The following is a 21,640-nucleotide window of genomic DNA, read 5'->3' as shown; positions in this document are numbered from 1 at the left end:
AGGCCAGCTGGTCAGCCCAGCAGCTCCCGGAGAACGGTGACGACGCCCGCCTCGGTGTTCGGAGGCGCGATGTAGCGGGCGCGGGCATGCACGTCGGGGTGGCCGTTGGCCATCGCGAACGAGTACCCGGCGGCGTCGAGCAGCTCGAGGTCGTTGTGGTAGTCGCCGAAGGCGACGATCTGGTCGCGCTGCAGGCCGAGGAGGGTGCGCAGCCGGTCGAGGCCCGAACCCTTGTGCACCCCGGGGTTCATCACGTCGATCCAGTGCGGCCCGGACACGACGACCTGCTGGGTGTCCGTGAACGGTGCGAAGAACGGCGCCGCGTCCGGGGCGGAGTCGACGTCGAAGAAGGAGACCTTGAGGGCCCGGTCGTCGACGTCGAGGAGGTCGTCGATGAGCTCCAGCGCCTCGTAGTAGATCGCGACCTCGTCGTGGAACCGCGCGTCGTGACGCTCGATGTACCCCGATCTCACACCGCAGAACACGGTGCCGATGTCGCGCTCCCGTGCCGCCGTGCGTGCGGCCCGCACGAGCCCGGCCGCGGCCTCGGGCGCGACGGTGTCCGTCGCGAGGATCTCGTCGCGGTAGGCGACGAGCGTGCCGTTCTCGGCGACGAACCCCATGCCCGAGGCCGCCTCCCCGAACAACGTGCGCAGCGTCGCGTACTGCCGTCCGCTCGCCGCCACGACGACGATCCCCCGGTCGACCATCTGCTCCAGCAGGGGCCAGAACGAGGGCGGCACCCGCCCGTCCGGGCCGATCAGTGTGCCGTCCATGTCGAGGGCGACGAGTCGGACGTCGACGGGGTGGTCGGGCATCGTCGGCGACGGCGGGCCGGGAGCGGAGGGGGCCACCGGGCTCAGCCCTCGTCGCGCTGCTGGGCGAGCTTCCAGCGGATGCCCGCCTCCATGAACCCGTCGATGTCACCGTCGAACACGGCGCTCGTGTTGCCGACCTCGAACTCGGTGCGCAGGTCCTTGACCATCTGGTAGGGGTGCAGGACGTAGGAACGCATCTGGTCGCCCCAGCTCGCCTTGACGTCTCCCGCGAGCTCCTTGTTGAGGGCGGCCTCCTCGGCGCGCTTGAGCAGCAGCAACCGGGACTGCATGACCCGGAGCGCGGCGGCGCGGTTCTGGATCTGGCTCTTCTCGTTCTGCATCGAGACGACCGTGCCGGTGGGGATGTGGGTCATGCGCACGGCCGAGTCCGTCGTGTTGACGCTCTGACCACCGGGGCCCGAGGACCGGAACACGTCGATCTTGAGGTCGTTCTCGGGGATCTCGATGTGGTCGGTCTGCTCGATGAGCGGTACGACCTCGACCGCGGCGAAGGAGGTCTGCCGGCGGCCCTGGTTGTCGAACGGACTGATGCGCACGAGGCGGTGGGTGCCGGCCTCGACCGAGAGGTTGCCGTAGGCATAGGGCACGTTGATCTCGAACGTCGCGGACTTGATGCCCGCCTCCTCGGCGTAGGAGGTGTCCATGACCTTCGTCGGGTACTCGTGACGCTCGGCCCACCGCAGGTACATGCGCAGGAGCATCTCGGCGAAGTCCGCCGCGTCGACGCCGCCGGCACCCGCGCGGATCGTCACGACCGCCTCACGCTGGTCGTACTCCCCCGAGAGCAGCGTGCGCACCTCGAGCTCACCGACGGCCTTCTTGACCGCCGTGAGCTCGGCCGCGGCCTCCTCGAGGGTCTCGGCGTCGCCACCGTCCTCGGTGCCCATCTCGACGAGCGCCTCGAGGTCGTCGATGCGCGCGTCCATGCCCTCGACCCGCTCGAGCTCGGCGTTGGCCCGTGACAGGCTGCTCGTCACGCGCTGCGCGTTCTCCTGGTCGTCCCAGAGGTCGGGCGCCACCGACTGCTTCTCGAGATCGGTGATCTGCGCTCGCAGGGCATCGAGATCGGTGACCTCGCGGACCGACGCCATCGTCGATCTGAGGTCCTTGAGTTCTTGCGCGAAATCGATAGCCACGAGGGTCAAGCCTACGCGAGAACGCGTCGCGCTCAGAGCAGCGGTTGCAGAGGCTTGAGCAGCCGCTCGACGACGCGGGCGAGGTGGTGCCGCCTCGCCCACTCCTCGTAGGTGAGGCGTCGACAGTTGCCGAGATCCATCTCGAAGATGCGCTCCATCTCCGCGGCCTGCTCGTCGCTGTACACCTCGAGGTTGACCTCGTAGTTGCCGGTGAGGGACAGGCGGTCGATGTTCGCCGTGCCCACCGTGCTCCACCGACCGTCGACGGTCGCCGTCTTCGCGTGCACCATCGCGTTCCGGTACAACCAGATCGACACCCCGCCCGCGAGCAGGCGCCCGAAGTAGCCGCGCGCGACCCAGTCGGCGACGACGTGGTTGCTGTATTCCGGCACGATGACCCGCACGTCGACCCCGCGCCGGGCCGCGGCGAGCAGCGAGGCGAGGATCTCCTCGTCGGGGATGAAGTAGGCCTGGGTGATGTAGACGCGCTCCGAGGCGCGGTCGATGGCCTTGAGATAGATCCCGCGGACGGGGAAGAGCAACCGGCTCGGCGCGTTGCTGGCCGCCTCGGTACGGGCGTCCCACGACGCCGCTCCCCGATCGGGCAACGCCGGAAGGTGACGGCCCCGGTACTGGTTCCAGAAGTCGCAGAACGCGTTGTCGAGCTCCCACACCGCCGGGCCCTGCACGCGCAGATGGGTGTCACGCCAGTGGTCGGCGTAGAGACGGCCGATGTTGTACCCCCCGACGAATCCGGTCGCCGAGTCGACGACGAGGATCTTGCGGTGGTCGCGTCCGAGGCTGCGGATCCCGGGGCGGGTGATCATCGCGGACCGCAGGACCGGGAACCGCAGGACGTGGATCGGTGCGGGCAGTCGGTAGAACGAGGGCGGCACGACGAGGTTGGCGAACGCGTCGTAGACGACGTACACCGCCACCCCGCGCTGCGACGCGGCGACGAGGGCGTCCTTGAACCCCTGTCCGACGTCGTCGGCCTTCCAGATGTAGGACTCGAAGTAGATCGTGTGCTGGGCGCCCTCGATGGCACTGAGCATCGCTTCGTACAGATCCCGCCCGGAGGTGTACGTCGTGATGCCGGAGCCGCCGACGTCGACGGCCACCGGCGGCTGGGAGGCGTACCCGCCCGGCGGAGGGTTGCGACGCTTGCGGATCTCGTCGACGGCGACGACTCCGACCACGGCCGCGACCTGCGCCGTCGAGGTCACCGCGGCGTACCACCCGGCCGCCCGCGCGACCGTGTGCAGCCGACGACGGAGGCGGCCTCCACTCATGACGTAGACCTCATGGACCCCATACACCCAACGTAACCGACAGCGATCGGCTCCTCCGTTGCCGATGAGGACGGTGGCGACGGCGAGTCCGGACGAGCGGGGAGGGATCGGCGTGGGGGTACGGGTGACACGACGCGACGGGCGGGTCGAGGAGTTCGGCACCCCCGGCGACGGTGCGTGGACCGCCGAACGCGACCCCTACAGCGGCACGCTCAAGGTCTCCTTCCTCCGTGCCGGGTACTGGGAGGAGGTCCGCCGCTTCTACCGCAGCGAGGAATGGCGACGCGTCGAGATCAGATGACCGACGTCCGACGGTCGGGCGCCCCCGCCGAACCCGTCGGGCGGGCCGTCGCGTCGTTCGGATCGCGGCGGGGCTACCGCGCGGCCACCGTGACCGCCTCGGCCCGGGAGAGGGCCGCGGGGTCGAGTCGGGAGGTGAGCCACTCCACCGCCTCCACCGCACTCCAGCCGCCCGGGTGCGCCTCGAGCAGGCGATGGGCGCCCTCGAGGTCCTGGCCCAGGGTCACGGCGGGCGCCTCGACGTAGCCGTCCTTGCGTTCCTGCCCGATGCCGATGTTCGCCATGAGCCCGTTGCACAGGCACATGCGGCCGACGGTCTCCTCGACCGCGCCGCCCTTCTTGAGGTAGGCGTCGACGGGCTCGCTGGCGCATCGGTAGCCGAGGCTGCCGTCGGGACGCTCGTACGGCGTGCGCAGGTAGGACAGGTCGCACAGGCGCGGACGCGCCTCGTAGGTGTCCCGCTCGGCCATGGTGTCGGGAACGTTCGCGATCTTGAACGGGAAGCCGGTCGGCGAGGCCCGGGGGTCGTTGCGCACGACGAGGGCGTCGCGACGCAACGCGTCCACCAACCGCTCGCGCACGCGGGGGTCGAGGCCGGAGTCCTCGCTGAGGGCGAACACCGTGCCGGCCTGCACGCCCGCGGCCCCGGTCTCGAGGGCGGCGGCGACCCCCTCGGGGGTGCCGTGGGCGCCGGCGAGCCAGAACGGGAGGCCGAGCTTGTCGATCGCCGCGAGGTCGGCGGCGTCACGGGGCCCGTAGATCGGTTCACCCCGGTCGTCCAGCGTGAGACGTCCCCGGGGTGGGGCGGAGTGACCACCGGCGGGCGGGCCCTCGACGACGAACCCGTCGGGGCGGATGTCGGGGTCGCGGTACAGGTAGGTGGCGAGCGAGTGCAACGAGACGATCGCGTAGAACGACGGGCGGCGCAGGGTCGGCAGCGCGGCGCCCAACGTCGCCACCGGGTCCACGGTGCTCACGTGCCGCCGGCTCGCCCCGACCACGTCGATCGTCACGCCACCCTCGCGGCCGGCCTCGAGGTCGCGCAGCAGCCGCGGGATCTCGCGCGGGATGCCGGCGCCCATGAGCACCCGGTCCACCCCGGCGATCATCGCGCCCAGGGCCGAGGTCGGCGTGCCCATCTGGATCTTCTCGAGGAAGTTGATGCCGATCAGCCCGTCGTGCCCCTCCTTGGCGAGCCACACCTCGACGAAGTTGCCGAGGATGCTCAGCTCCACGGCGGCCACGCTCGGGGTGACGGTGAGCGTCGGGTTGGGCCGGTACGGACGTCCCCCACGCCCGTCGGGACGGTAGTAGCGCTCGATCGCGCGCGCCGCCATGTCCTGGTCGGGAAAGTGCTCGAGGGCGCGACGGCGGTGACCGCCGGGATCCCCGTCCTGCAGCGAACGGGCCAGGACCGCATCGAGCGCGGTACCGGAGACGACGCCGAGCTGCCCCGTTCGGGCGACCGCACGTGCCAGACCCCAGGAGGAGACGGCCACGCCCATGCCCCCCTGGATGATCGTCGGGGCATCGGCGCGGCTCGTGGCCGCCTCGGGTGAGCTCATCGTCGAAACCTCCGGAGTCGTAACCTACGTGAACGTAGGTAATCTAGGATCGGCTCATCACCCCTGCATCCCCGATACCGCGATACGGACCGGTCACTTTGCTCCGAACGCTCGACCAGCCGGTTCGTAGAGATGCCATATACTCATCTCGAGTCCTCTGTGCTTCAGCTCACCCACGTTGTGATGCGCAAAACTGCAGTCGACTCTTGTATTGCCCCGCCATCTCTGTGAGTCTTGAGGAACAAGCACCGGACTCGGGACGTTGGTCCGTGTGCACCCACCGGGGGGTCCGAGGGCCGACGAGGGCCCCACGGCTCCCCGTACTCATGTCATCTCCTCCGCGAGATCACCGTTTTCGACACCGGTCCCGCCGCGCCCGGCAGGGACCTCCACAGCCGACGAAGGTCGGCGACGCAAGGCAAGGAGCATTCCGCATGGACTGGCGTAACCGGGCTGCATGTTTGGACGAGGACCCCGAACTCTTCTTCCCCATCGGCAACACCGGTCCTGCCCTCATGCAGATCGAGGAGGCCAAGGCCGTCTGCCGTCGATGCGAGGTGCAGGACACGTGCCTCAAGTGGGCGCTCGAGTCCGGCCAGGACGCCGGCGTCTGGGGCGGCCTGTCCGAGGACGAGCGTCGCGCGCTCAAGCGCCGCAACGCCCGCGCCCGTCGGGCCGGCTGAGAGCCGGGTCCCACACCGGGCCCCTCGACCTTCGGGGGCGACCGCTCATCTCGACGTCGACCGGCCGCATCGCGCGGCCGGTCGACGTCGTCGTGTGTGCGGCGTCGTCGTGGGTGCGGCGTCGTCGTAGGTGCCTGATCGTCGGGAGTGCCTGGTCGTCAGGGGGGCAGAGGCGTCGCGCGTGCAGAGGTAGCACCGACGGATCCCTCGGTGGACGGCGCTGCTCATCGCTCACATCGTCGCGACGCGCTCGGTCCCCGTGATCGGTCGCAGGCGCGCCTCGAACGTGGCGCGGGTGCCACCGCTCCGACGTGTCTCCCAGCGGATCCATCCCCGCAGGTCCTGCACGAGGGCGCTGACGATGCGAGTCCCGAGGCCCGAGCGCCCCGGACTGAACCCCTCGGGGAGACCGGCGCCGTCGTCCTCGACGTCGACGGTGAGGCGCTGCTCGTCCGCCACCCGACGGCGCGCGGCGCGGATGCGCACGACTCCCCCGCCGTTGCCGTCGAGCCCGTGTTCGACCGCGTTGTGCACGAGCTCGGTGACGACCATCGCCAGCGCGTTCGCGTCCTCGGCGGCGACCCTGCCGAAGCTGCCCTCGAACTCCCCGGTGACCGCGGCCCCCCGCCCCGCGACCTCGACGATCGAGGCGAACGCGCGGGAGACGATGTCGTCGAAGTCGACGGCCTCGTCGATCGTGCGGCTGAGCGTGTCGTGGACCAGCGCGATCGTGCCGATGCGCCGTTCGGCCTCGGCGAGCGCCTCCCGGGCGAGGTCGTCGTCGACCCGCCGCGACTGGAGGCGAAGCAGGGCCGCGACCGTCTGCAGGTTGTTCTTGACCCGGTGGTGGATCTCGCGGATCGTCGCGTCCTTGGTGAGCAGTTCCCGCTCCCGGCGCCGCAGTTCGCTCACGTCACGAACGAGGACGAGGGCCCCGACGCGTTCCCCGTTGTCGCTGAGCGGGACCGAACGGAGCGCGAGGTTGGTGCCCGAACCCTCGATCTCGGCGCGCATCGCGGCCTTGCCGGTGAGGACGAGCGGAAGGGACTCCTCGACGACGGAACGATCCTCGATTCCCTCGGTGACGATCCGGCTGAGGTAGTCGCCGAGCACCCGACCGTGCTCGCCGAAGCGGTGCAGCGAGGAGATGACGTTCGGACTCGCGTAGGTGATGATCCCGTCGAGATCGAGGCGCATCACCCCGTCCCCCACCCGAGGGGTTCCGCGACGACGATCGGCCGTGGCGCTCACCTGCGGGAAGTCTCCGGTGGCGATCATCCCGATGATCGTGTCGGCCGTCGCACGGTACGTCGTCTCCAGGCGGCTCGGGGAGCGCATCGCACCGAGGTTGGAGTGTCGCGTCATCACCGCGAGACAACGCCCGTCGCGCACGACGGGGATCGCCTCCTCCCGCAGGGGCATGTCGTTGAGCCACTCGGGCCGCTCCTCGACGACGAGGCGCCCCTCGGCGAGGCACCGCACGAGCAGCTGCGCCCGCCGGGGCCCGGCCGGCTGGCCGACCATGTCCTCGTAGAACACGAGCGGGCCGGTGTTCGGTCGCACGTGGGTGAGACACGTCCACGTGCCGAGGTCGGGCTCACGCACCCACAGGACGAGATCGGCGAAGGACAGGTCCGAGACGAGCTGCCAGTCCCCCACGAGGTGATGGAGCCAGTCGGCGTCCACGGCCGGCATCCCGACGCGTTCGAGGCTGCTGCTCAACGAGGGCATGCGTGACAGCCTAGCCAGGAAGACGCCGACGCCCACGGCGCCTCGTATGCGGGGCGATCCGCACACGAGGCGCCGTGGGACCCGGCCTGGCCGTGTCGTCAGTTGGTCGCGCTGCCCGAGCGCACGAGACCGCGCAACGTGCGCAGGGCGACCGAGAGGGGTGCGACCCCGGTCTCGTCGAGCTGGGTGATGCCCGAGATGGCCGTCCCGCTGCGCTGCAACGCCGCGGCGTTGGCCGCGCACCACTCGTCCAGGCGTTCGGCCGGGTCCTTGTCGGCGTCGGTGCTCTCGTCGACGACCCGCGTGAGCCCCTCGAGGACCGCGTAGAGATCGTCGCGCATCGCGCTGCGGGCGAGGGCGTCCCACCGGTCCTCTCGCGGCAGCCGCGCCACGCGGGAGAGCAGCACGTCGATGTCGAAGCGCTCCGAGGTGGCGAAGTAGAGCGCCGCGACCTCCTCGGGCCGGTGCCCGCGTTCGTGGGCGAGCTCGACGATGTCCAGGATGCTGAACTGGTCGAGCAGCGAGGCCGTGAGCGTGGCGAGCTCGCGCGGCACCCCGGCGTCGCCGTACCCCTGCGCGGCCCTCTCGAGACGCTCCCGCTCGGTCCCGATGAGCAGCTCGGCCACCCGCGGCCCGATCTGCTCGACGGCCCCACGGAACCGCTCGATCTCCGCCCCGACGTCGAGGACGGACGGGCGACTCTGGAGGAACCACCGCACCGTGCGGTCCATGAGCCGGCGGAACTCGAGGTAGAGGGTGGTCTGCGTGTCGGTCGAGACGACGTTGTCGAGTTCCTCCACCTGTCGGACGTAGGACCGCAGCCCGAAGACCTCGCGGGCGATGACGAACGCCCGGGCGATCTGCTCGACCGAGGCGCTGGTCTCCTCGATCGTGCGGTAGACGAACGTGATGCCGCCGCGGTTGACGATCGAGTTGGCCACCGAGTTGACGATGATCTCGCGGTGCAGCGGGTGCGAGCCGAGCCGGTCGCCGAACCGTTCCTGGATGGGCTCGGGGAAGTACTCCGCCAGGGTGCGGGCGAACCACGGCTCGTCGGGGAGGTCGCTCGCGAGCAGGTCGGTCTTGAGCGCGAGCTTGGCGTAGGCGACGAGGACGGCGAACTCCGGCGACGTGAGACCGCGCCCCTCGGCGACGCGCTGCTCGATCCGGGCGTCGCTCGGGAGGAACTCCAGTTCGCGGTCGAGCTCACCGCGCTCGGTGAGCCACTGCATGAACCGCTGGTGCATGCCGACCATCTGGTACTCCTGGCGGCGCGCGTTGCCGAGGAGCACGTTCTGCTCGTAGTTGTCGCGCAGCACCTTGGCCGCGACGTCGTCGGTCATCGAGGCGAGCAGCTCGTTGCGCTGCTTGAGCGTGAGGTCGTCCTCCCGCATGAGCCCCGTGAGGAGGATCTTGATGTTGACCTCGTGGTCGGAGGTGTCGACGCCCGCGGAGTTGTCGATGGCGTCGGTGTTGATGCGCACGCCGTGCAGCGCCGCCTCGATGCGGCCGAACTGGCTGGCGCCGAGGTTGCCGCCCTCGCCGACGACCCTGGCCCGCAGGTCGCGGCCGTCGACGCGGATCGCGTCGTTCGCGCGGTCGCCGATGTGGTCGTTGCTCTCGATCGACGCCTTGATGTAGGTGCCGATGCCGCCGTTCCACAGCAGGTCGACGGGGCTGAGCAGGGCCGCGCGGATGAGTTCGTTCGGGGTGAGCGAGGTGACGTCCTCCTCGAGGCCGAGGGCCGCCCTCATCTGCGGGGTGATCGTGATGCGCTTGGCGGTGCGGGGGAAGACCCCGCCGCCCTCGCTGATGAGCGAGGCGTCGTAGTCGGCCCAGGACGACCGGGGCAGGTCGAACAGGCGACGGCGCTCGGCGTGCCCGGTGGCGGCATCGGGGTCGGGGTCGACGAACACGTGCCGGTGGTCGAAGGCGACGACGAGGCGGATGTGCTCGGAGAGCAGCATGCCGTTGCCGAACACGTCACCGCTCATGTCACCGACGCCGACGACCGTGAAGTCCTGCGTCTGGGTGTCGTGGCCCAGCTCGCGGAAGTGGCGCTTGACGCTCTCCCACGCGCCGCGCGCGGTGATGCCCATGCCCTTGTGGTCGTAGCCCGCGCTGCCACCGGAGGCGAACGCGTCGTCGAGCCAGAACCCGTAGGACTGGGCGACGCCGTTGGCGATGTCCGAGAACTTCGCCGTGCCCTTGTCGGCGGCGACGACGAGGTAGGTGTCGTCGGGGTCGTGACGGACGACGCGTGGCGGCGGCACGACCTCCCCCTTGACGAGGTTGTCGGTGACGTCGAGCAGGCTCGAGATGAAGAGCTTGTACGCCTCGATGCCCTCGGCGAGCCACGCGTCGCGATCGGCCGGGTCGGGCAGCCGCTTGGCGACGAAACCGCCCTTGCTGCCCGTGGGAACGATGACGGCGTTCTTCACCATCTGTGCCTTGACGAGGCCGAGGATCTCGGTGCGGAAGTCCTCGCGCCGGTCGCTCCATCGCAGACCACCGCGCGCGACCTTGCCGAACCGCAGGTGCACACCCTCGACCCGGGGGCCGTAGACCCAGATCTCGAACATCGGCCGCGGCTCGGGCAGACCCGGGATCGCGCGGGGGTCGAGCTTGAGGCAAACCGTCTGCTTGAACGTCTCCCCGCCGTCGGGGGCCGTCGTGCGCTGGTAGAAGTTCGTGCGCAACGTTCCCCGCAGCACATCGAGGAAGGCCCGCACGATGCGGTCCTCGTCGAGGCTCGCGACGTCCTCGAGGGCCTTCATGATCGACTCGACGACCGCGTCCTGCGACGCACCGCGCGCCTGCACGTCATCGCCGGTCGGGTGGTCGGGGTCGAATCGCGCCTCGAAGAACTGCACGAGCATGCGGGCGATGTGCGCGTTCGTGCGCAGGGTGTCCTCGATGTACCGGTGGCTGAACGTCGTGCCCGCCTGGCGCAGGTACTTGGCGACGGTCCGGAGGATGACGACCTGCCGCCACGTCAGCCCGGCCGACAGGACGAGTGCGTTGAGACCGTCGCTCTCGGCCAGACCGGTCCACACCGCCTCGAACGCGTCCTGGAAGGCGGCGCGCACGCCCTCGGGGCCCTGGGTCCAGTACGACTCGCTCGGGGCGCGGAGGCCGAAGTCGTAGATGTGGGAGACACCCTCGCCCGCATCCCGCACCTCGTACGGACGTTCGTCGGTGACCTCCAACCCCATGTCGGCGAACACCGGCAGCACGGTGCTCAGGGTGAGGCTGCCGCGACGGTACAACTTGAGCCGCCGCTCGCCCTGGGGGGCGGACGCGGGCCGGTAGAGGTTGAGGTGGAAGTCGCCCTCCTGCCCGAGGTGCTCGAGATGCCGGATGTCGGAGACCGCGACCCGGGCGGAGAAGTCGGCCTTGTAGCCCTCGGGGAACCCGCGGTGGTACCGGGTGGCGAGCCGGCTGCCCTGCTCCTCGCCGTACTCCCCGCGCGCGGACTCGATGAGGTCCTCGTCCCAGGAACGCGTCGCGTCGATGAGCCGGCGCTCCAGTTCCTCGACGTCGACGTCGGGCAGTTCCCCGCCCGGGTCGACCCGGACGACGAAGTGCAGCCGGGCGAGGTGGGACTCCGAGACACGGGTCGTGTACTCGACGCTCGCGCCGTTGAAGGCCTCCTTGAGGAGAGACTCGATGCGCAGGCGCACGGGCGTCGTGTACCGGTCGCGCGGGATGTACACCAGGCACGACATGAAGCGGTTGTAGTCGTCCTTGCGCAGGAACAGCCGCGTGCGGCGCTGCTCACGCATGTGGACGACCGCGATGGCCGTCTCGGTGAGGGTGTCGACGTCCGCCTGGAACAGCTCGTCGCGCGGGTAGGTCTCGAGCACCCCGAGGAGGTCCTTGCCCAGGTGGGAGTCGGGCGAGAAGCCGCTGGCCTCGGTGATGCGCTCGACCTTCTCGGCCAGGTAGGGCACGGTGCGCACCGACCACGTGTAGGCGCTGGCCGTGAACAGCCCGAGGAAGCGGTGCTCACCGGTCACCTCACCGGCGTCGTCGAAGGTCTTGATGCCGACGTAGTCGAGGTAGGAGGCGCGGTGCACGGTGCTGCGGGAGTTGGCCTTGGTGATGATCGCGAGGGTCTTCTCGCGGGCCTTCTCGGCCACCGGCCCCTCGGGCAGGACGCTGGCCCGCTCGAGGGAGTCGGCGGAGTCACCGCCGTGCCGGCCCAGCAGGCCCAGCCCGGTGTCGGGCACGGGGGCCTGGGCCGGTCGGCCGTCGCTCTCGGTGAGGCGGTAGCGGCGGTAACCGAGGAACGTGAACTGCCCCGAGGCCATCCACTCGAGCAGTCCGCGCACCTGGTCGACCTGCTGCGGATCGATCCCGGTCGGCGGGTTCTCCTGCAGCTCGCGCGCGACCTCGGCGGCCTGCTCCGACATGCTCGGCCAGTCCTCGACCGCGAGTCGCACGTCGTCGAGGATGCGCAGGATCGACCGGCGCAACCGCTCGCGCTCCCCCGCGTCGCTCTCGCGGCCGATCTCGATGTGCATCCACGACTCCGCGAGCACACCGGCCTCGTCGCGGGGGGCGTCGACGCCCTGGTCGAGCACCTCCTGCAGGACGCCTTCCGCGTCGCGCCGCACGACCATCTGCGGGTGGACGAGCAGACCCAGGACGCGGCCCTGACGGGCCAGCTCGGCGGTGACGGAGTCCACGAGGAACGGCATGTCGTCGGTGACGATCTCGACGACCGTGTTGCCCGTCGACCACCCCTCCTGCTCCACCGAGGGGGTGAAGACCCGCACCTGCGGGCAGCCGCGCTGCCGCTGGTAGGCGAGGACCCGATGCGACAGCGCGGCTCCGGCGAGATCCTCGGGGCGCCGCGTGAGGAGTTCCTCGGTGAGCATGTGCCGGTAGTACCTCGTCAACAACAGCTCGGAGGTCTCTCCCTCCTGCCGCTCGACCAGCGCCGCGGCCGAGCCCAGCAGTTGTTGCCGGGATTCCTCCATCGAGGTCGCCATCGTCCTCTTCCCTTCCCTCACACGTCGTCGTGCCCGTCCTCCGATGCTATGAGCGCGTCTCCGGTCCTGCCCGCCGTTCGAGGAAACCGACCTGGTGACGGGGTGAGGACTACCCTGGGGCCGTGGAGAACACCGTCCCCGGGGGGACCGTCGCCGACGTGGCCCGCGACGCCCTCGCGCTGCTCCGCTCCGCGTCCCCCGACACCGGCGACGACACCACCCAGCTGGCCCTCGACGACGCCCTCGACGCTCTCGAGGACCACCTCGTGGTCCTCGCGCAGGAGTGTCCCGGATGAACCCCGAGACCGGCTCGGCCACCCCCGACGCGGCGTCCTGCGCCGCCCTCGGCGCGGGACTTCGTCGTGAGGCGCGACGGTTGCAGGAGGCGTGCGCGGAGGCGGGCACGGAGGATGGCCGGGGTGCCGATGCGACCGACCGCGTCGCCGAGGCGATGGAGCGCCTCGGCGGGGCGCTGGAGAATTTCGCCGTCGCCGTCCGGGGCGCCCGCCCGACCCGCCCCGGTCTCGCCCACCCGCAGACGACCCTGCGGGCCGTGGCGCGTGAGGTCGGCGAGCGTCTGCACCCCACACCGCTACGGTGAGTCCATGCTGCGCGAGAGGATGCACTACGACGCCGACCCCGCCACCGTGTACGCGATGCTCACCGATCGCGACTTCCAGGGCGAGGCGATGGCGGCCACCCATGCGCGCGACCACGCCGTCGAGGTCGAGGACCTGTCGGAGGCGGGCGCGGGGTCCGGAACCGGGGGCGGCGAGGCGGACGTGGCCCCCGCCCGGCGCGTGACCACCCGCCGCACCCTGCCGACGACCGACGCCCCGGACGTCGTCCGCCGGTTCGTCGGCGACGGGGTCACCGTCACCCAGATCACGACCTGGGGCCACGCCGGCCCGGACGGGTCGCGGGAGGCGACGTCGACCGCCGAGATCGGGGGCGTCCCGGTCGAGGCCGCCGGCACGATGCGCCTCGAGCCCGCGGGCGGCGGCACGGACCACGTCGTCGAGGTCTTCCTCACCTCGCGGGTCCCCCTCATCGGGGGACGGATCGTCTCCTCCGCCGAGCCGTTCGTCGCCCACGCTCTCGACGCCGAACACCGAGCCGGCATGCGTCACCTCGCGCGCGGCTGAGTCGCCCGGATCCTCGACGGGTCCGGCCGGCCGGGTCGGACAGGGCCGGGGTCGGAGTCGGACAGTCTGGTCAGGCCCCGAGGTAGGCGAGCACGTCGTCGATCTCGGTCACGTCGTACCAGAGGAGTTCCTCGTCCGGCGGCGCGTCGTGCTCGGCGACGTGGAAGGAGACGACCGAGGAGACCGGCACCGGGCCGGGATCGACGCGGGGGTCGCCCTCGGGGCCCGCGCCGGTGTCGGGCACGTCCGCGGCGATGACGACGACGACCTGCCCGGCCTCGCGCAACGCGGCCTCGGCGAGGAGGGCGGCCTCGTACTCGAGGTCCTCCTCGTCGGCGCCCGGGTCGGCGCCCCGCATCCCCGACGTGACGACGTATCCGGGCGCGGTGACCACGCCCGTGTCCTTGAGCGTGCGCACCCCGGCGGGACCGGCCGCCAGATAGATCCGCATCTCAGGCCTGCCCCATCCCGGGACGCAGGTGGACGCCGAGGTCGACGTCCTCGGCCCCCACGCTCGCGGCGAGTTCGACGAGGGCCTCGGGGATGCCCGCGGCGAGGACCTCGAGATCGGTCATCGCCGCCCGGTCGGCGTTGAGGCCGATGAAGACCTCGCCGTCGTAGCTCGTGAGGCCGACCGCGACGGCCTGACCCCGCAGGAGGGGGATGACCGGGTAGGTGGCGATCATGCGCGAGGAGCCGACGTACAGGGGCCGCTGCGGCCCCGGCACGTTGGTGACGACGAGGTTGAACATGCGCCGGGAGACCGCGCCGGCCACCCGGGCACCGAGGTGGTGCAGCGTCGGCGGGGCGAACCCCGCGATGCCGGCGAGGGTGCCCGCCGACAGCGCCCTGGAGCTGCGCGCCTGGTGTCTGGTCTGGTGGGCGATGCGTTCGAGGCGCAACCGGCTGCTCGGCTCCCCGACGGGCAGGTCGACGAAGCAGGCGACGACCTGGCTGGAGGAGACGCTGCGGCCCCCGGTCTCGGTGTCGACGCCGCCCTCGGCGATGCTCACCGGCACCATCGCACGCACCGTCGTCGCCGAGTGCACGGGTTCTCCGCGGGCCTGCAGCCACGCCCGCAGCCCACCGGTGACGGCCGTGAGCGCGACGTCGGTGACCGTGACGTCGACGGGTCGACGAGCCCCGGCCATCGCGTCACGCACGGCGCGGTAGTCCTGGAGGTTCGTGCGCACCATGCGGTACCGACGTGGGGCCCGCACGCGGGAGGTGTTGAGCGCGGTCGTGGGCGCCGGGCTCGCCGCGGTGCGCGCCGCCTCGGTGACGACGCCCCCGAGACCGCCGAAGGCGCGTCGGGCGAGATCCCCGGCCGACCCGACGATGCCCCCGCGCACCCGTTCGACGACGGTGACGGGCCGCCGGACGACCTCCGACGCGGCGTCGAGGAGGAGGTGCAGGTCGCCGGGCTCTCGGCGCGGCAACCATTCCGGGGCGCTCGGCCTCTCGCGCAACGGCTCGGTGTCGAGCAGGAGGTGACCGATGTCGACGGCCGTCACGCCGTCGACGAGCGCCTGGTGCGTCTTGGTGACGAGGGCACGCCTGCCGCCCTCGAGCCCCTCGACGACGTACAGCTCCCACAGCGGGTGCTCACGGTCCAGCGGACGGCTCTGGATGCGCGCGACGAACTCCCCGAGCTGCTCATCGGTGCCCGGCGCCGGGAGGGCGGATCGACGCACGTGGTAGGAGATGTCGAAGTCGACGTCGTCGACCCACACCGGCCCGGAGAGTCGCCCCGGCAGCTCGCGCACGCGTTGCCGGTAACGGGAGTTCTCGCCGATGCGCTCGGCGACGAGGTCCATGAGGGCGTCGTGGTCGAGCACGGGGGTCCTGCGCCGGGCACGCCGTTCGAGGATGATGACCGACCCGACGTGCATCGTGGTCGAGTGGTCCTCGAGGTAGAGGAACGAGGCGTCCAGAGGGCTGAGGCGATCGAGCACGACCTCATCGTGCCACGAGCGCCCCCGCCCCGGTCGGACGCGCGACGTGCCCGGGGTCACGCCACCCCCGGTGCGCCGACCACCCACAGGCGGCCGGGTGTGGGCACCCGGGCCGGCCCGTCCCGCGCCCATACTTGACATCGGCAGCGCTCCCTCGGACCCGGCACCCGTCACTCGGCCGGTCCGCCGTGGCGTGCTGCCCGCCCCCTCGCCCTCTCGCCCCCAGGAGCCCTCGTGTCCACGGCCCCCGTTGCCCCGCACCACGACGACGAGCCGACCCGGGGCACGCCGTTCACCCCCATCGTCGTGCGCTCGCTCGCCGACCTCCCCGTCCCCCGGGCGACGTCACCCGTCGGCGCTCCCGGGTCGACCGGTCGGCGGCTCCGGCTCGTCGACGACTTCGGGCCGGTCCACACCGAACTGTCCGCCCTGCCGGATCCCGCCCTGTGGTTGCGGGGTGTGGCCGTGGCGGTGTTCGAGGCCTCGACGGGGGCGCGGCAGGTCACCCAGGTGATGCGGTTCTGCTCGCCCGAGGTGTACGACTCCGTCGTCCGACGGTCCGGACGCGCCGCGCGCCGGGGCGGGATCACCCGCCGACCGGTGCGGCTGCGCAGCGTGCACGCCTGCGCACTGCCCGGGCACAGCTCGGTCGTCGAGGCGTGCGCGGTCATCGACGATCACCGGCGCGTGCGCGTCCTCGCCCTCCGGCTCGAGGGACTCGACGGCCGGTGGCTCGTCACCGCGTGCGAGATGGGCTGAGCCGCGCCTCGGCGGCCCTTCTCAGCGCCCCTTCTTGCGCTGGGCGCGCTTGGCGGCCCGCCTGCTCCGCCGGTCCTGACGGCTGTCGTCGTCCCGCTCCTCCACCGAGCCGTCCTCCGACGGCGCCGAGTAGTGCAGGCGCTCCTTGCGCGGGCCGTCGAGACCGCCGCCGTGGATCGCGACACCGGGGTCGTCGGTGTCCTCCTCCTCGGGCGGGAGCTGGCTCTCGTCGATCTCGACGTCGACGTTGAAGAAGTAGCCGACCGACTCCTCCTTGATGCCCTCGAGCATCGCGTTGAACATCTGGTACCCCTCGCGGGAGTACTCGACGACGGGGTCGCGCTGCGCCATGGCGCGCAGACCGATGCCCTCCTGCAGGTAGTCCATCTCGTAGAGGTGCTCGCGCCACTTGCGGTCGAGGACCGAGAGGATCACGCGCCGCTGCACCTCGCGGGTGCCGCGCGGGCCGAGCTGGGCCTCGCGCTCGTCGAACGCGCGGTGGGCGTCGCTGAGCAGTTCGTCCTTGAGCACCTGGGCGTCGACGCCGTTGAGGCCGCCCGAGGAGTCGAGCACCTCGTCGAGGGTGACGCCCATCGGGTACAACGTGCCGCACGCCGTCCACAGCTCGGCGAGGTCCCAGTCCTCGGCGAACCCCTCGGCCGTGGCCGCGGTGACGTAGCCCTCGACGACGTCGGTGAGGAAGTCGCGCATCTGCTCGGTGAGGTCCTCGCCCTCGAGGACCCGGCGCCGGTCGGCGTAGATGACCTTGCGCTGGGTGTTGAGCACGTCGTCGTACTTGAGGACGTTCTTGCGGATCTCGAAGTTGCGACCCTCGATCTGGGTCTGGGCGCTCTGGATGGAGCGGCTGACGAGCTTGGACTCGATGGCCTCGGAGTCGTCCATGCCCGAGTTCGCCATGAACCGGTCGACGAGCCCGGCGTTGAACATCCGCATGAGGTCGTCCTGCAGCGAGAGGTAGAAGCGGGACTCCCCCGGGTCGCCCTGACGGCCGGACCGTCCACGCAACTGGTTGTCGATGCGGCGGGACTCGTGGCGCTCGGTGCCGAGCACGTACAGACCACCGAGCTCCGTGACCTCGTCGTGCTCCTTCTCGACCGCACGTTCGGCCGCCTCGAGGGCGGCGTCCCACGCCGCCTCGTACTCCTCGGGGGTCTCCTCCGGGGAGAGGCCCCGCTCCTTGAGGGCGGCGACGGCGCGGAACTCGGAGTTGCCGCCGAGCATGATGTCGGTGCCTCGACCGGCCATGTTCGTCGCGACGGTGACCGCGCCCTTTCGGCCCGCCTCGGCGACGATGTTCGCCTCGCGCTCGTGGTGCTTCGCGTTGAGCACCGCGTGCGGCACCCCGCGCTTGTCGAGCTCGTTGCTGAGGTACTCGCTCTTCTCGACGCTCGTCGTGCCGACGAGCACCGGCTGGCCCTTGTCGTGGTGCTCGACGATGTCGGCGACGACGGCGTCGAACTTCGCCTTCTCCGTGCGGTACACGAGATCGGCCTGGTCGCGGCGGATCATCGGCCGGTTGGTGCGGATGGGCACGACGCCCACCTTGTAGATCTGGTGCAGCTCCGCGGCCTCCGTCTGGGCCGTCCCGGTCATGCCGGAGATCTTCGCGTAGAGGCGGAAGTAGTTCTGGAGGGTGATCGTCGCGAGGGTCTGGTTCTCGTTCTGGATCTCCACCCCCTCCTTGGCCTCGATGGCCTGGTGCATGCCCTCGTTGTAGCGACGGCCCCGCAGGATGCGGCCGGTGTGCTCGTCGACGATGAGGATCTCGCCGTCGATGACGACGTAGTCCTTGTCGCGCTTGAAGAGTTCCTTGGCCTTGATCGCGTTGTTGAGGTAGCCGATGAGCGGGGTGTTGACGGCCTCGTAGAGGTTGTCGATGCCGAGGAGGTCCTCGATCTTCTCGATGCCCGGCTCGAGGATGCCGACGGTCTTCTTCTTCTCGTCGACCTCGTAGTCGCCCGTCGAGGGGATGCCCCGCATGCGGTCGGCCGGCGTGCCGCGGTCGAGGTGGCGGACGAGGCGTGCGAACTGGGTGTACCACTTCGTCGCCGCGTCCGAGGGGCCCGAGATGATGAGCGGCGTGCGGGCCTCGTCGATGAGGATCGAGTCGACCTCGTCGACGATGGCGAAGTTGTGACCGCGCTGCACGAGGTCGGCGGTCTGCCAGGCCATGTTGTCGCGCAGGTAGTCGAAGCCGAACTCGTTGTTCGTGCCGTAGGTGATGTCCTTGGCGTACTCGACCCGCCGCTGCGCCGGGGTCATGTGCGAGAGGATGACGCCGGTCTCGACGCCGAGTGCGCGGTGCACGCGACCCATGAGCTCGGACTGGTACTCGGCGAGGTAGTCGTTCACCGTGACGACGTGGACGCCCTTGCCCGAGAGGGCGTTGAGGTAGCTCGGGAGCGTCGCGACGAGGGTCTTGCCCTCACCGGTCTTCATCTCCGCGACATCGCCCTGGTGGAGGGCCGCCCCGCCCATGATCTGGACGTCGAAGTGGCGCTTGCCGAGGGTGCGCTTGCTCGCCTCCCGCACGGCCGCGAAGGCCTCGGGAAGGAGCGAGTCGAGGGACTCCCCGTCCGCGACGCGCTTGCGGAAGACGTCGGTCTCCTCCCGCAGCTCGGCGTCGGTCAGCCGTTCGAAGTCCTCTTCGATGGCGTTGACCTGGGCCGCGATGCCCTCGAGGCGCCGGATGACGGCACCTTCCCCGGCACGCAGGATTCGGTCGACGATCTTGGGCACGTGCGGACTCCTTGCGCATGGGTTCGGCGCCTGGACCGATGCGTTGGGTCCGGCGCCGTACTCGGTGGTTCCTCCAGCGTAAAGCCTCCGCGGGTCAGATCCCGTCACCCCGGGGGCTCGGCGAGACGCATCAGCCCACCTCAAGGACGTTGCGGTCCGGGCCGATCCGCCGGGTCGGGAGGGTTCTCGGCCCGCGGCCGAGGCTCGATCAGCGGCGGACGAGGTCGGCGTAGTCGGCGTGCTTGTCGATCCACCCGGCGTAGAACGAGCACGACGGGATCACGCGACGGCCCTGGGCACGCGCGTCGTCGAGACTCGTGCGGGCGAGTGCCGAGGCCACGCCGCGGCCGCCGAACTCCGGCTCGGTGACGGTGTGCGGAAACTCGACGACCCCCTCCGACTCGCGGAACGCCGCGAACCCGGCGAGTCGGCCGTCCAGCCAGGCCTCGTAGCGCCCGGCCGAGTCGTTCCTGCGGACCTGTACGTCGTCGCTCATGTCTCCCAGGGTGTCACGCCGCGCCGGAGACGCGCCCCACGGCCACCCCCGCGAGCCCGAGGAACCGCGCCAGCGCGTCGAGTTCGCCGGCGAGACGGACGGCGGCGTCGGTGTCGTAGGCACCCGGTTCCCAGTGGATCGCCTGGGCCCGGAGCACCCCGGCGGCCCGGTCGGCCTTGGCGTCGACCCGCGCGACGAGGGCGTCGTCGAGCAGGAACGGCAACACGTAGTAGCCGTGGACGCGCTGCGCGGCGGGCACGTAGATCTCGAGCCGGAAGTCGAACCCGAACAGCGCGCGGGTGCGGTCGCGCTGCCAGACAAGGGAGTCGAACGGACTGAGCAGAGCGGCCACCGCGGGGCGGCGGCGGGGCAGGGCGGCGTCGCGGTGCAGGTAACAGGGCCGGCGCCACCCCTGCACCCGCACGGGGACCAGGACGCCCTCCTCCACGAGGCGCGGGATCGCGGGTGCGGCCTGGGCCGGGGACAGGCGCATGTAGTCGCGCAGGCACTGGGCACTTCCCACCCCGAGGGCGCGAGCGGAGATCTCCACGAGCGCGGCGAGGGCGTCGTCCTCCGCGACGGGGTGGTTCCCGTGGGGTCCGGTGGCGACGACCTCGGCCGGGAGCACGGCCTCCGGCACGGCGTAGCGACGCTCGAACCGGATCGTGCGCCCCGCGCTCGTGATCCGACCCGTCCAGAAGAGGTGTTCGAGGGCGGCCTTGACCACCGACCAGTTCCATCCCCACCCCTCGCGGGGGCGCGGGACGTCGTGTGCCAGTCGCGTCTCGAGCCCGCGGGCGGTGATCGGTCCGACCCGTCGCACCTCGGCCAGCACGTCCTCGACGATCTGCGGGTGCCGGGCGGCGACGCCCTGCATGCTCCCCCACGAGTCCTCCGCCCGTCGCATGCGGAACCCGAACAGCGGCCACGTCTCGCACGGAACGAGGGAGGCCTCGTGCGCCCAGTACTCGACGACGTGCCGTGAGCCGGCACGATCGCGCAACCGGTCGAGGCGGGCCGTGTCGTAGGGGCCGAGGCGGGAGAAGAACGGCAGCCGATGGCTCCGCGTGACGACGTTGACCGAGTCGATCTGGACGGCCCCGACGCGGTCGGCGACAGCCCGCAGATGGGCGGGGCGCACCTCGCCCCGGGGTCGGAACCGGGCGCCGAAGCCCTGCGCGGTCAGCGCGATCCCCCGTGCCTCCCGGAGCGAGAGGTCCGTGCTCACGGCGCCCGGTGTTCCCGCTGCTCCCGGCGCACCGCGAACAGTGCCGCCTCGGTGCGCGAGTGCAGACCGAGTTTCTCGAGGAGGTTGTGCACGTGGTTCTTCACCGTGTTCTCGCTGATGAACAGGCGGGCGGCGATCTCCTTGTTCGTGAGCCCCTCCCCGAGCACGCCGAGCACCTCGCGTTCGCGTTCGGTGAGCGGGGGGCGCGGATCCTCGCGGGTCTCGCCGCCGACGAGCGCGGAGAACTCCGCCAGCAGCGTCGAGGTGAGCGCCGGGGAGAGCAGCGACTCCCCGGCGCACACCGCGCGGATGCCGTCGATGATCTGCTCCGCCGGCGCATCCTTGAGCAGATACCCCTTGGCCCCGGCGCGAAGTGCCGCGACGAGATCCTTCTCGTCCTCGGAGGTCGTGATCATGATGACGCGGGCGCCGAGGCCGAGATCGCGGATGCGGCGGCACGCGTCGATCCCGTCACCGCCCGGCATCCGGATGTCCATGAGGACCACCTCGGGGCGTGTCGCCGCCACCGTCTCGACCGCGTCGACGCCGTTCGCCGCCTCACCGACGATGAGCAGGTCGTCCTCGGTGCCGAGCACCATCTCCAGACCCCGCCGGTAGAGCATGTGATCGTCGACCACGACCACGCGGATCGGTTCGCCGGCGGCCTCCCCACCGGTGGGGAGCGGGTCAACGCTGGTCACGCCGCCATCATGACATGCCGCGGGGGTGGGCCGACATGATGCCTGCCCACCCC

General features: G+C 71.1%; 18 protein-coding genes. 6 read left to right on the top strand and 12 right to left on the bottom strand.

Annotated features, from left to right (window positions below):
- Positions 1 to 11: 11 nt before the first annotated feature.
- From RT054_RS06155 to RT054_RS06145, 3 genes are read right to left on the bottom strand one after another with little or no spacing between them, the layout of a single operon-like run.
- A complete protein-coding gene (locus tag RT054_RS06155; protein ID WP_313022599.1) occupies positions 12 to 818 on the bottom strand; it encodes a Cof-type HAD-IIB family hydrolase in 807 nt (268 codons plus the stop codon).
- Positions 819 to 859: 41 nt separating this feature from the next.
- Entirely contained in the window at positions 860 to 1,975 is a 1,116-nt protein-coding gene (gene prfB, locus RT054_RS06150) for a peptide chain release factor 2 (RefSeq protein ID WP_312721565.1), read from the bottom strand.
- A 32-nt stretch (positions 1,976 to 2,007) separates the two neighbouring features.
- Positions 2,008 to 3,267 carry a phospholipase D-like domain-containing protein gene (locus RT054_RS06145; RefSeq protein ID WP_313022598.1) on the bottom strand — a complete coding sequence of 420 codons (1,260 nt, stop codon included), beginning with the start codon at positions 3,265 to 3,267 and terminating at the stop codon, positions 2,008 to 2,010.
- Between the two features lie 124 nt (positions 3,268 to 3,391).
- Here RT054_RS06145 and RT054_RS06140 point away from each other — a divergent pair, with 124 nt between their 5' ends.
- Positions 3,392 to 3,568 carry a hypothetical protein gene (locus RT054_RS06140; RefSeq protein ID WP_312721569.1) on the top strand — a complete coding sequence of 59 codons (177 nt, stop codon included), beginning with the start codon at positions 3,392 to 3,394 and terminating at the stop codon, positions 3,566 to 3,568.
- Positions 3,569 to 3,641: 73 nt separating this feature from the next.
- On the opposite strand, the gene RT054_RS06135 is transcribed toward RT054_RS06140, so the two are convergent.
- Positions 3,642 to 5,132, bottom strand: a complete 1,491-nt coding sequence (locus RT054_RS06135; RefSeq protein WP_313022596.1) for a nitronate monooxygenase — start codon at positions 5,130 to 5,132, stop codon at positions 3,642 to 3,644.
- A 434-nt stretch (positions 5,133 to 5,566) separates the two neighbouring features.
- On the opposite strand from RT054_RS06135, the gene RT054_RS06130 reads away from it, so the two are divergent.
- Entirely contained in the window at positions 5,567 to 5,815 is a 249-nt protein-coding gene (locus RT054_RS06130) for a WhiB family transcriptional regulator (protein WP_009482385.1), read from the top strand.
- 231 nt (positions 5,816 to 6,046) lie between these two features.
- Here RT054_RS06130 and RT054_RS06125 read toward each other — a convergent pair whose 3' ends face one another.
- A complete protein-coding gene (locus tag RT054_RS06125; protein WP_313022595.1) occupies positions 6,047 to 7,546 on the bottom strand; it encodes a sensor histidine kinase in 1,500 nt (499 codons plus the stop codon).
- A 98-nt stretch (positions 7,547 to 7,644) separates the two neighbouring features.
- Positions 7,645 to 12,543: an NAD-glutamate dehydrogenase gene (locus RT054_RS06120; protein WP_313022594.1), complete on the bottom strand. Its 4,899-nt coding sequence runs from the start codon at positions 12,541 to 12,543 to the stop codon at positions 7,645 to 7,647.
- A 122-nt stretch (positions 12,544 to 12,665) separates the two neighbouring features.
- Between RT054_RS06120 and RT054_RS06115 the strand changes: the two genes are divergently transcribed.
- The 3 genes from RT054_RS06115 to RT054_RS06105 are packed head-to-tail and all read left to right on the top strand — an operon-like array spanning position 12,666 to position 13,688.
- On the top strand, positions 12,666 to 12,839 hold the full coding sequence (locus tag RT054_RS06115; protein ID WP_313022593.1) for a hypothetical protein: 174 nt from the start codon (positions 12,666 to 12,668) through the stop codon (positions 12,837 to 12,839).
- Positions 12,836 to 13,144, top strand: a complete 309-nt coding sequence (locus RT054_RS06110) for a hypothetical protein (protein WP_313022592.1) — start codon at positions 12,836 to 12,838, stop codon at positions 13,142 to 13,144. The genes RT054_RS06115 and RT054_RS06110 overlap by 4 nt, the downstream gene beginning before the upstream one ends.
- Before the next feature lie 4 nt (positions 13,145 to 13,148).
- Positions 13,149 to 13,688 (top strand): DUF2505 domain-containing protein, encoded by a 540-nt coding sequence (locus RT054_RS06105; protein WP_313022591.1) that lies wholly within the window; start codon positions 13,149 to 13,151, stop codon positions 13,686 to 13,688.
- Between the two features lie 70 nt (positions 13,689 to 13,758).
- Here the strand turns inward: RT054_RS06105 and RT054_RS06100 are convergent, their stop codons facing one another.
- Complete coding sequence (locus tag RT054_RS06100; RefSeq protein WP_312721583.1) at positions 13,759 to 14,139, bottom strand: DUF6912 family protein; 381 nt, start codon at positions 14,137 to 14,139, stop codon at positions 13,759 to 13,761.
- Between the two features lies 1 nt (position 14,140).
- Positions 14,141 to 15,643: a wax ester/triacylglycerol synthase family O-acyltransferase gene (locus tag RT054_RS06095; RefSeq protein WP_312721584.1), complete on the bottom strand. Its 1,503-nt coding sequence runs from the start codon at positions 15,641 to 15,643 to the stop codon at positions 14,141 to 14,143.
- A 234-nt stretch (positions 15,644 to 15,877) separates the two neighbouring features.
- Between RT054_RS06095 and RT054_RS06090 the strand changes: the two genes are divergently transcribed.
- Positions 15,878 to 16,402: an Rv3235 family protein gene (locus RT054_RS06090; RefSeq protein ID WP_312721586.1), complete on the top strand. Its 525-nt coding sequence runs from the start codon at positions 15,878 to 15,880 to the stop codon at positions 16,400 to 16,402.
- Between the two features lie 21 nt (positions 16,403 to 16,423).
- On the opposite strand, the gene secA is transcribed toward RT054_RS06090, so the two are convergent.
- The 4 genes from secA to RT054_RS06070 all read right to left on the bottom strand — a co-directional run bounded on the left by secA (position 16,424) and on the right by RT054_RS06070 (position 21,587).
- Positions 16,424 to 19,162 (bottom strand): preprotein translocase subunit SecA, encoded by a 2,739-nt coding sequence (secA, locus tag RT054_RS06085; protein WP_313022589.1) that lies wholly within the window; start codon positions 19,160 to 19,162, stop codon positions 16,424 to 16,426.
- Between the two features lie 208 nt (positions 19,163 to 19,370).
- The gene (locus RT054_RS06080) at positions 19,371 to 19,658 is read right to left on the bottom strand and encodes a GNAT family N-acetyltransferase (protein ID WP_312720975.1); all 288 of its coding nucleotides are present in this window, start codon (positions 19,656 to 19,658) and stop codon (positions 19,371 to 19,373) included.
- 13 nt (positions 19,659 to 19,671) lie between these two features.
- A complete protein-coding gene (locus RT054_RS06075) occupies positions 19,672 to 20,886 on the bottom strand; it encodes a DNA glycosylase AlkZ-like family protein (RefSeq protein WP_313022588.1) in 1,215 nt (404 codons plus the stop codon).
- Entirely contained in the window at positions 20,883 to 21,587 is a 705-nt protein-coding gene (locus tag RT054_RS06070) for a response regulator transcription factor (RefSeq protein ID WP_312720971.1), read from the bottom strand. The genes RT054_RS06075 and RT054_RS06070 overlap by 4 nt, the downstream gene beginning before the upstream one ends.
- Positions 21,588 to 21,640: the final 53 nt, after the last annotated feature.

The organism is Mobilicoccus sp., assembly GCF_032060985.1.
Classification (GTDB): domain Bacteria; phylum Actinomycetota; class Actinomycetes; order Actinomycetales; family Dermatophilaceae; genus Mobilicoccus.
Note: the sequence above shows the minus strand (reverse complement) of the source record. Positions and strands in the feature narration are given on the sequence as shown.

Excerpts from the sequence above, each read along its gene's own strand:
- RT054_RS06120 (WP_313022594.1), bottom strand. The coding sequence starts at position 12,543 with ATGGCGACCTCGATGGAGGAATCCCGGCAACAACTGCTGGGCTCGGCC.
- RT054_RS06155 (WP_313022599.1), bottom strand. The coding sequence starts at position 818 with ATGCCCGACCACCCCGTCGACGTCCGACTCGTCGCCCTCGACATGGAC.
- RT054_RS06130 (WP_009482385.1), top strand. The coding sequence starts at position 5,567 with ATGGACTGGCGTAACCGGGCTGCATGTTTGGACGAGGACCCCGAACTC.
- RT054_RS06135 (WP_313022596.1), bottom strand. The coding sequence starts at position 5,132 with ATGAGCTCACCCGAGGCGGCCACGAGCCGCGCCGATGCCCCGACGATC.
- RT054_RS06100 (WP_312721583.1), bottom strand. The coding sequence starts at position 14,139 with ATGCGGATCTATCTGGCGGCCGGTCCCGCCGGGGTGCGCACGCTCAAG.
- RT054_RS06110 (WP_313022592.1), top strand. The coding sequence starts at position 12,836 with ATGAACCCCGAGACCGGCTCGGCCACCCCCGACGCGGCGTCCTGCGCC.
- RT054_RS06080 (WP_312720975.1), bottom strand. The coding sequence starts at position 19,658 with ATGAGCGACGACGTACAGGTCCGCAGGAACGACTCGGCCGGGCGCTAC.
- RT054_RS06125 (WP_313022595.1), bottom strand. The coding sequence starts at position 7,546 with ATGCCCTCGTTGAGCAGCAGCCTCGAACGCGTCGGGATGCCGGCCGTG.
- RT054_RS06145 (WP_313022598.1), bottom strand. The coding sequence starts at position 3,267 with ATGAGTGGAGGCCGCCTCCGTCGTCGGCTGCACACGGTCGCGCGGGCG.
- RT054_RS06105 (WP_313022591.1), top strand. The coding sequence starts at position 13,149 with ATGCTGCGCGAGAGGATGCACTACGACGCCGACCCCGCCACCGTGTAC.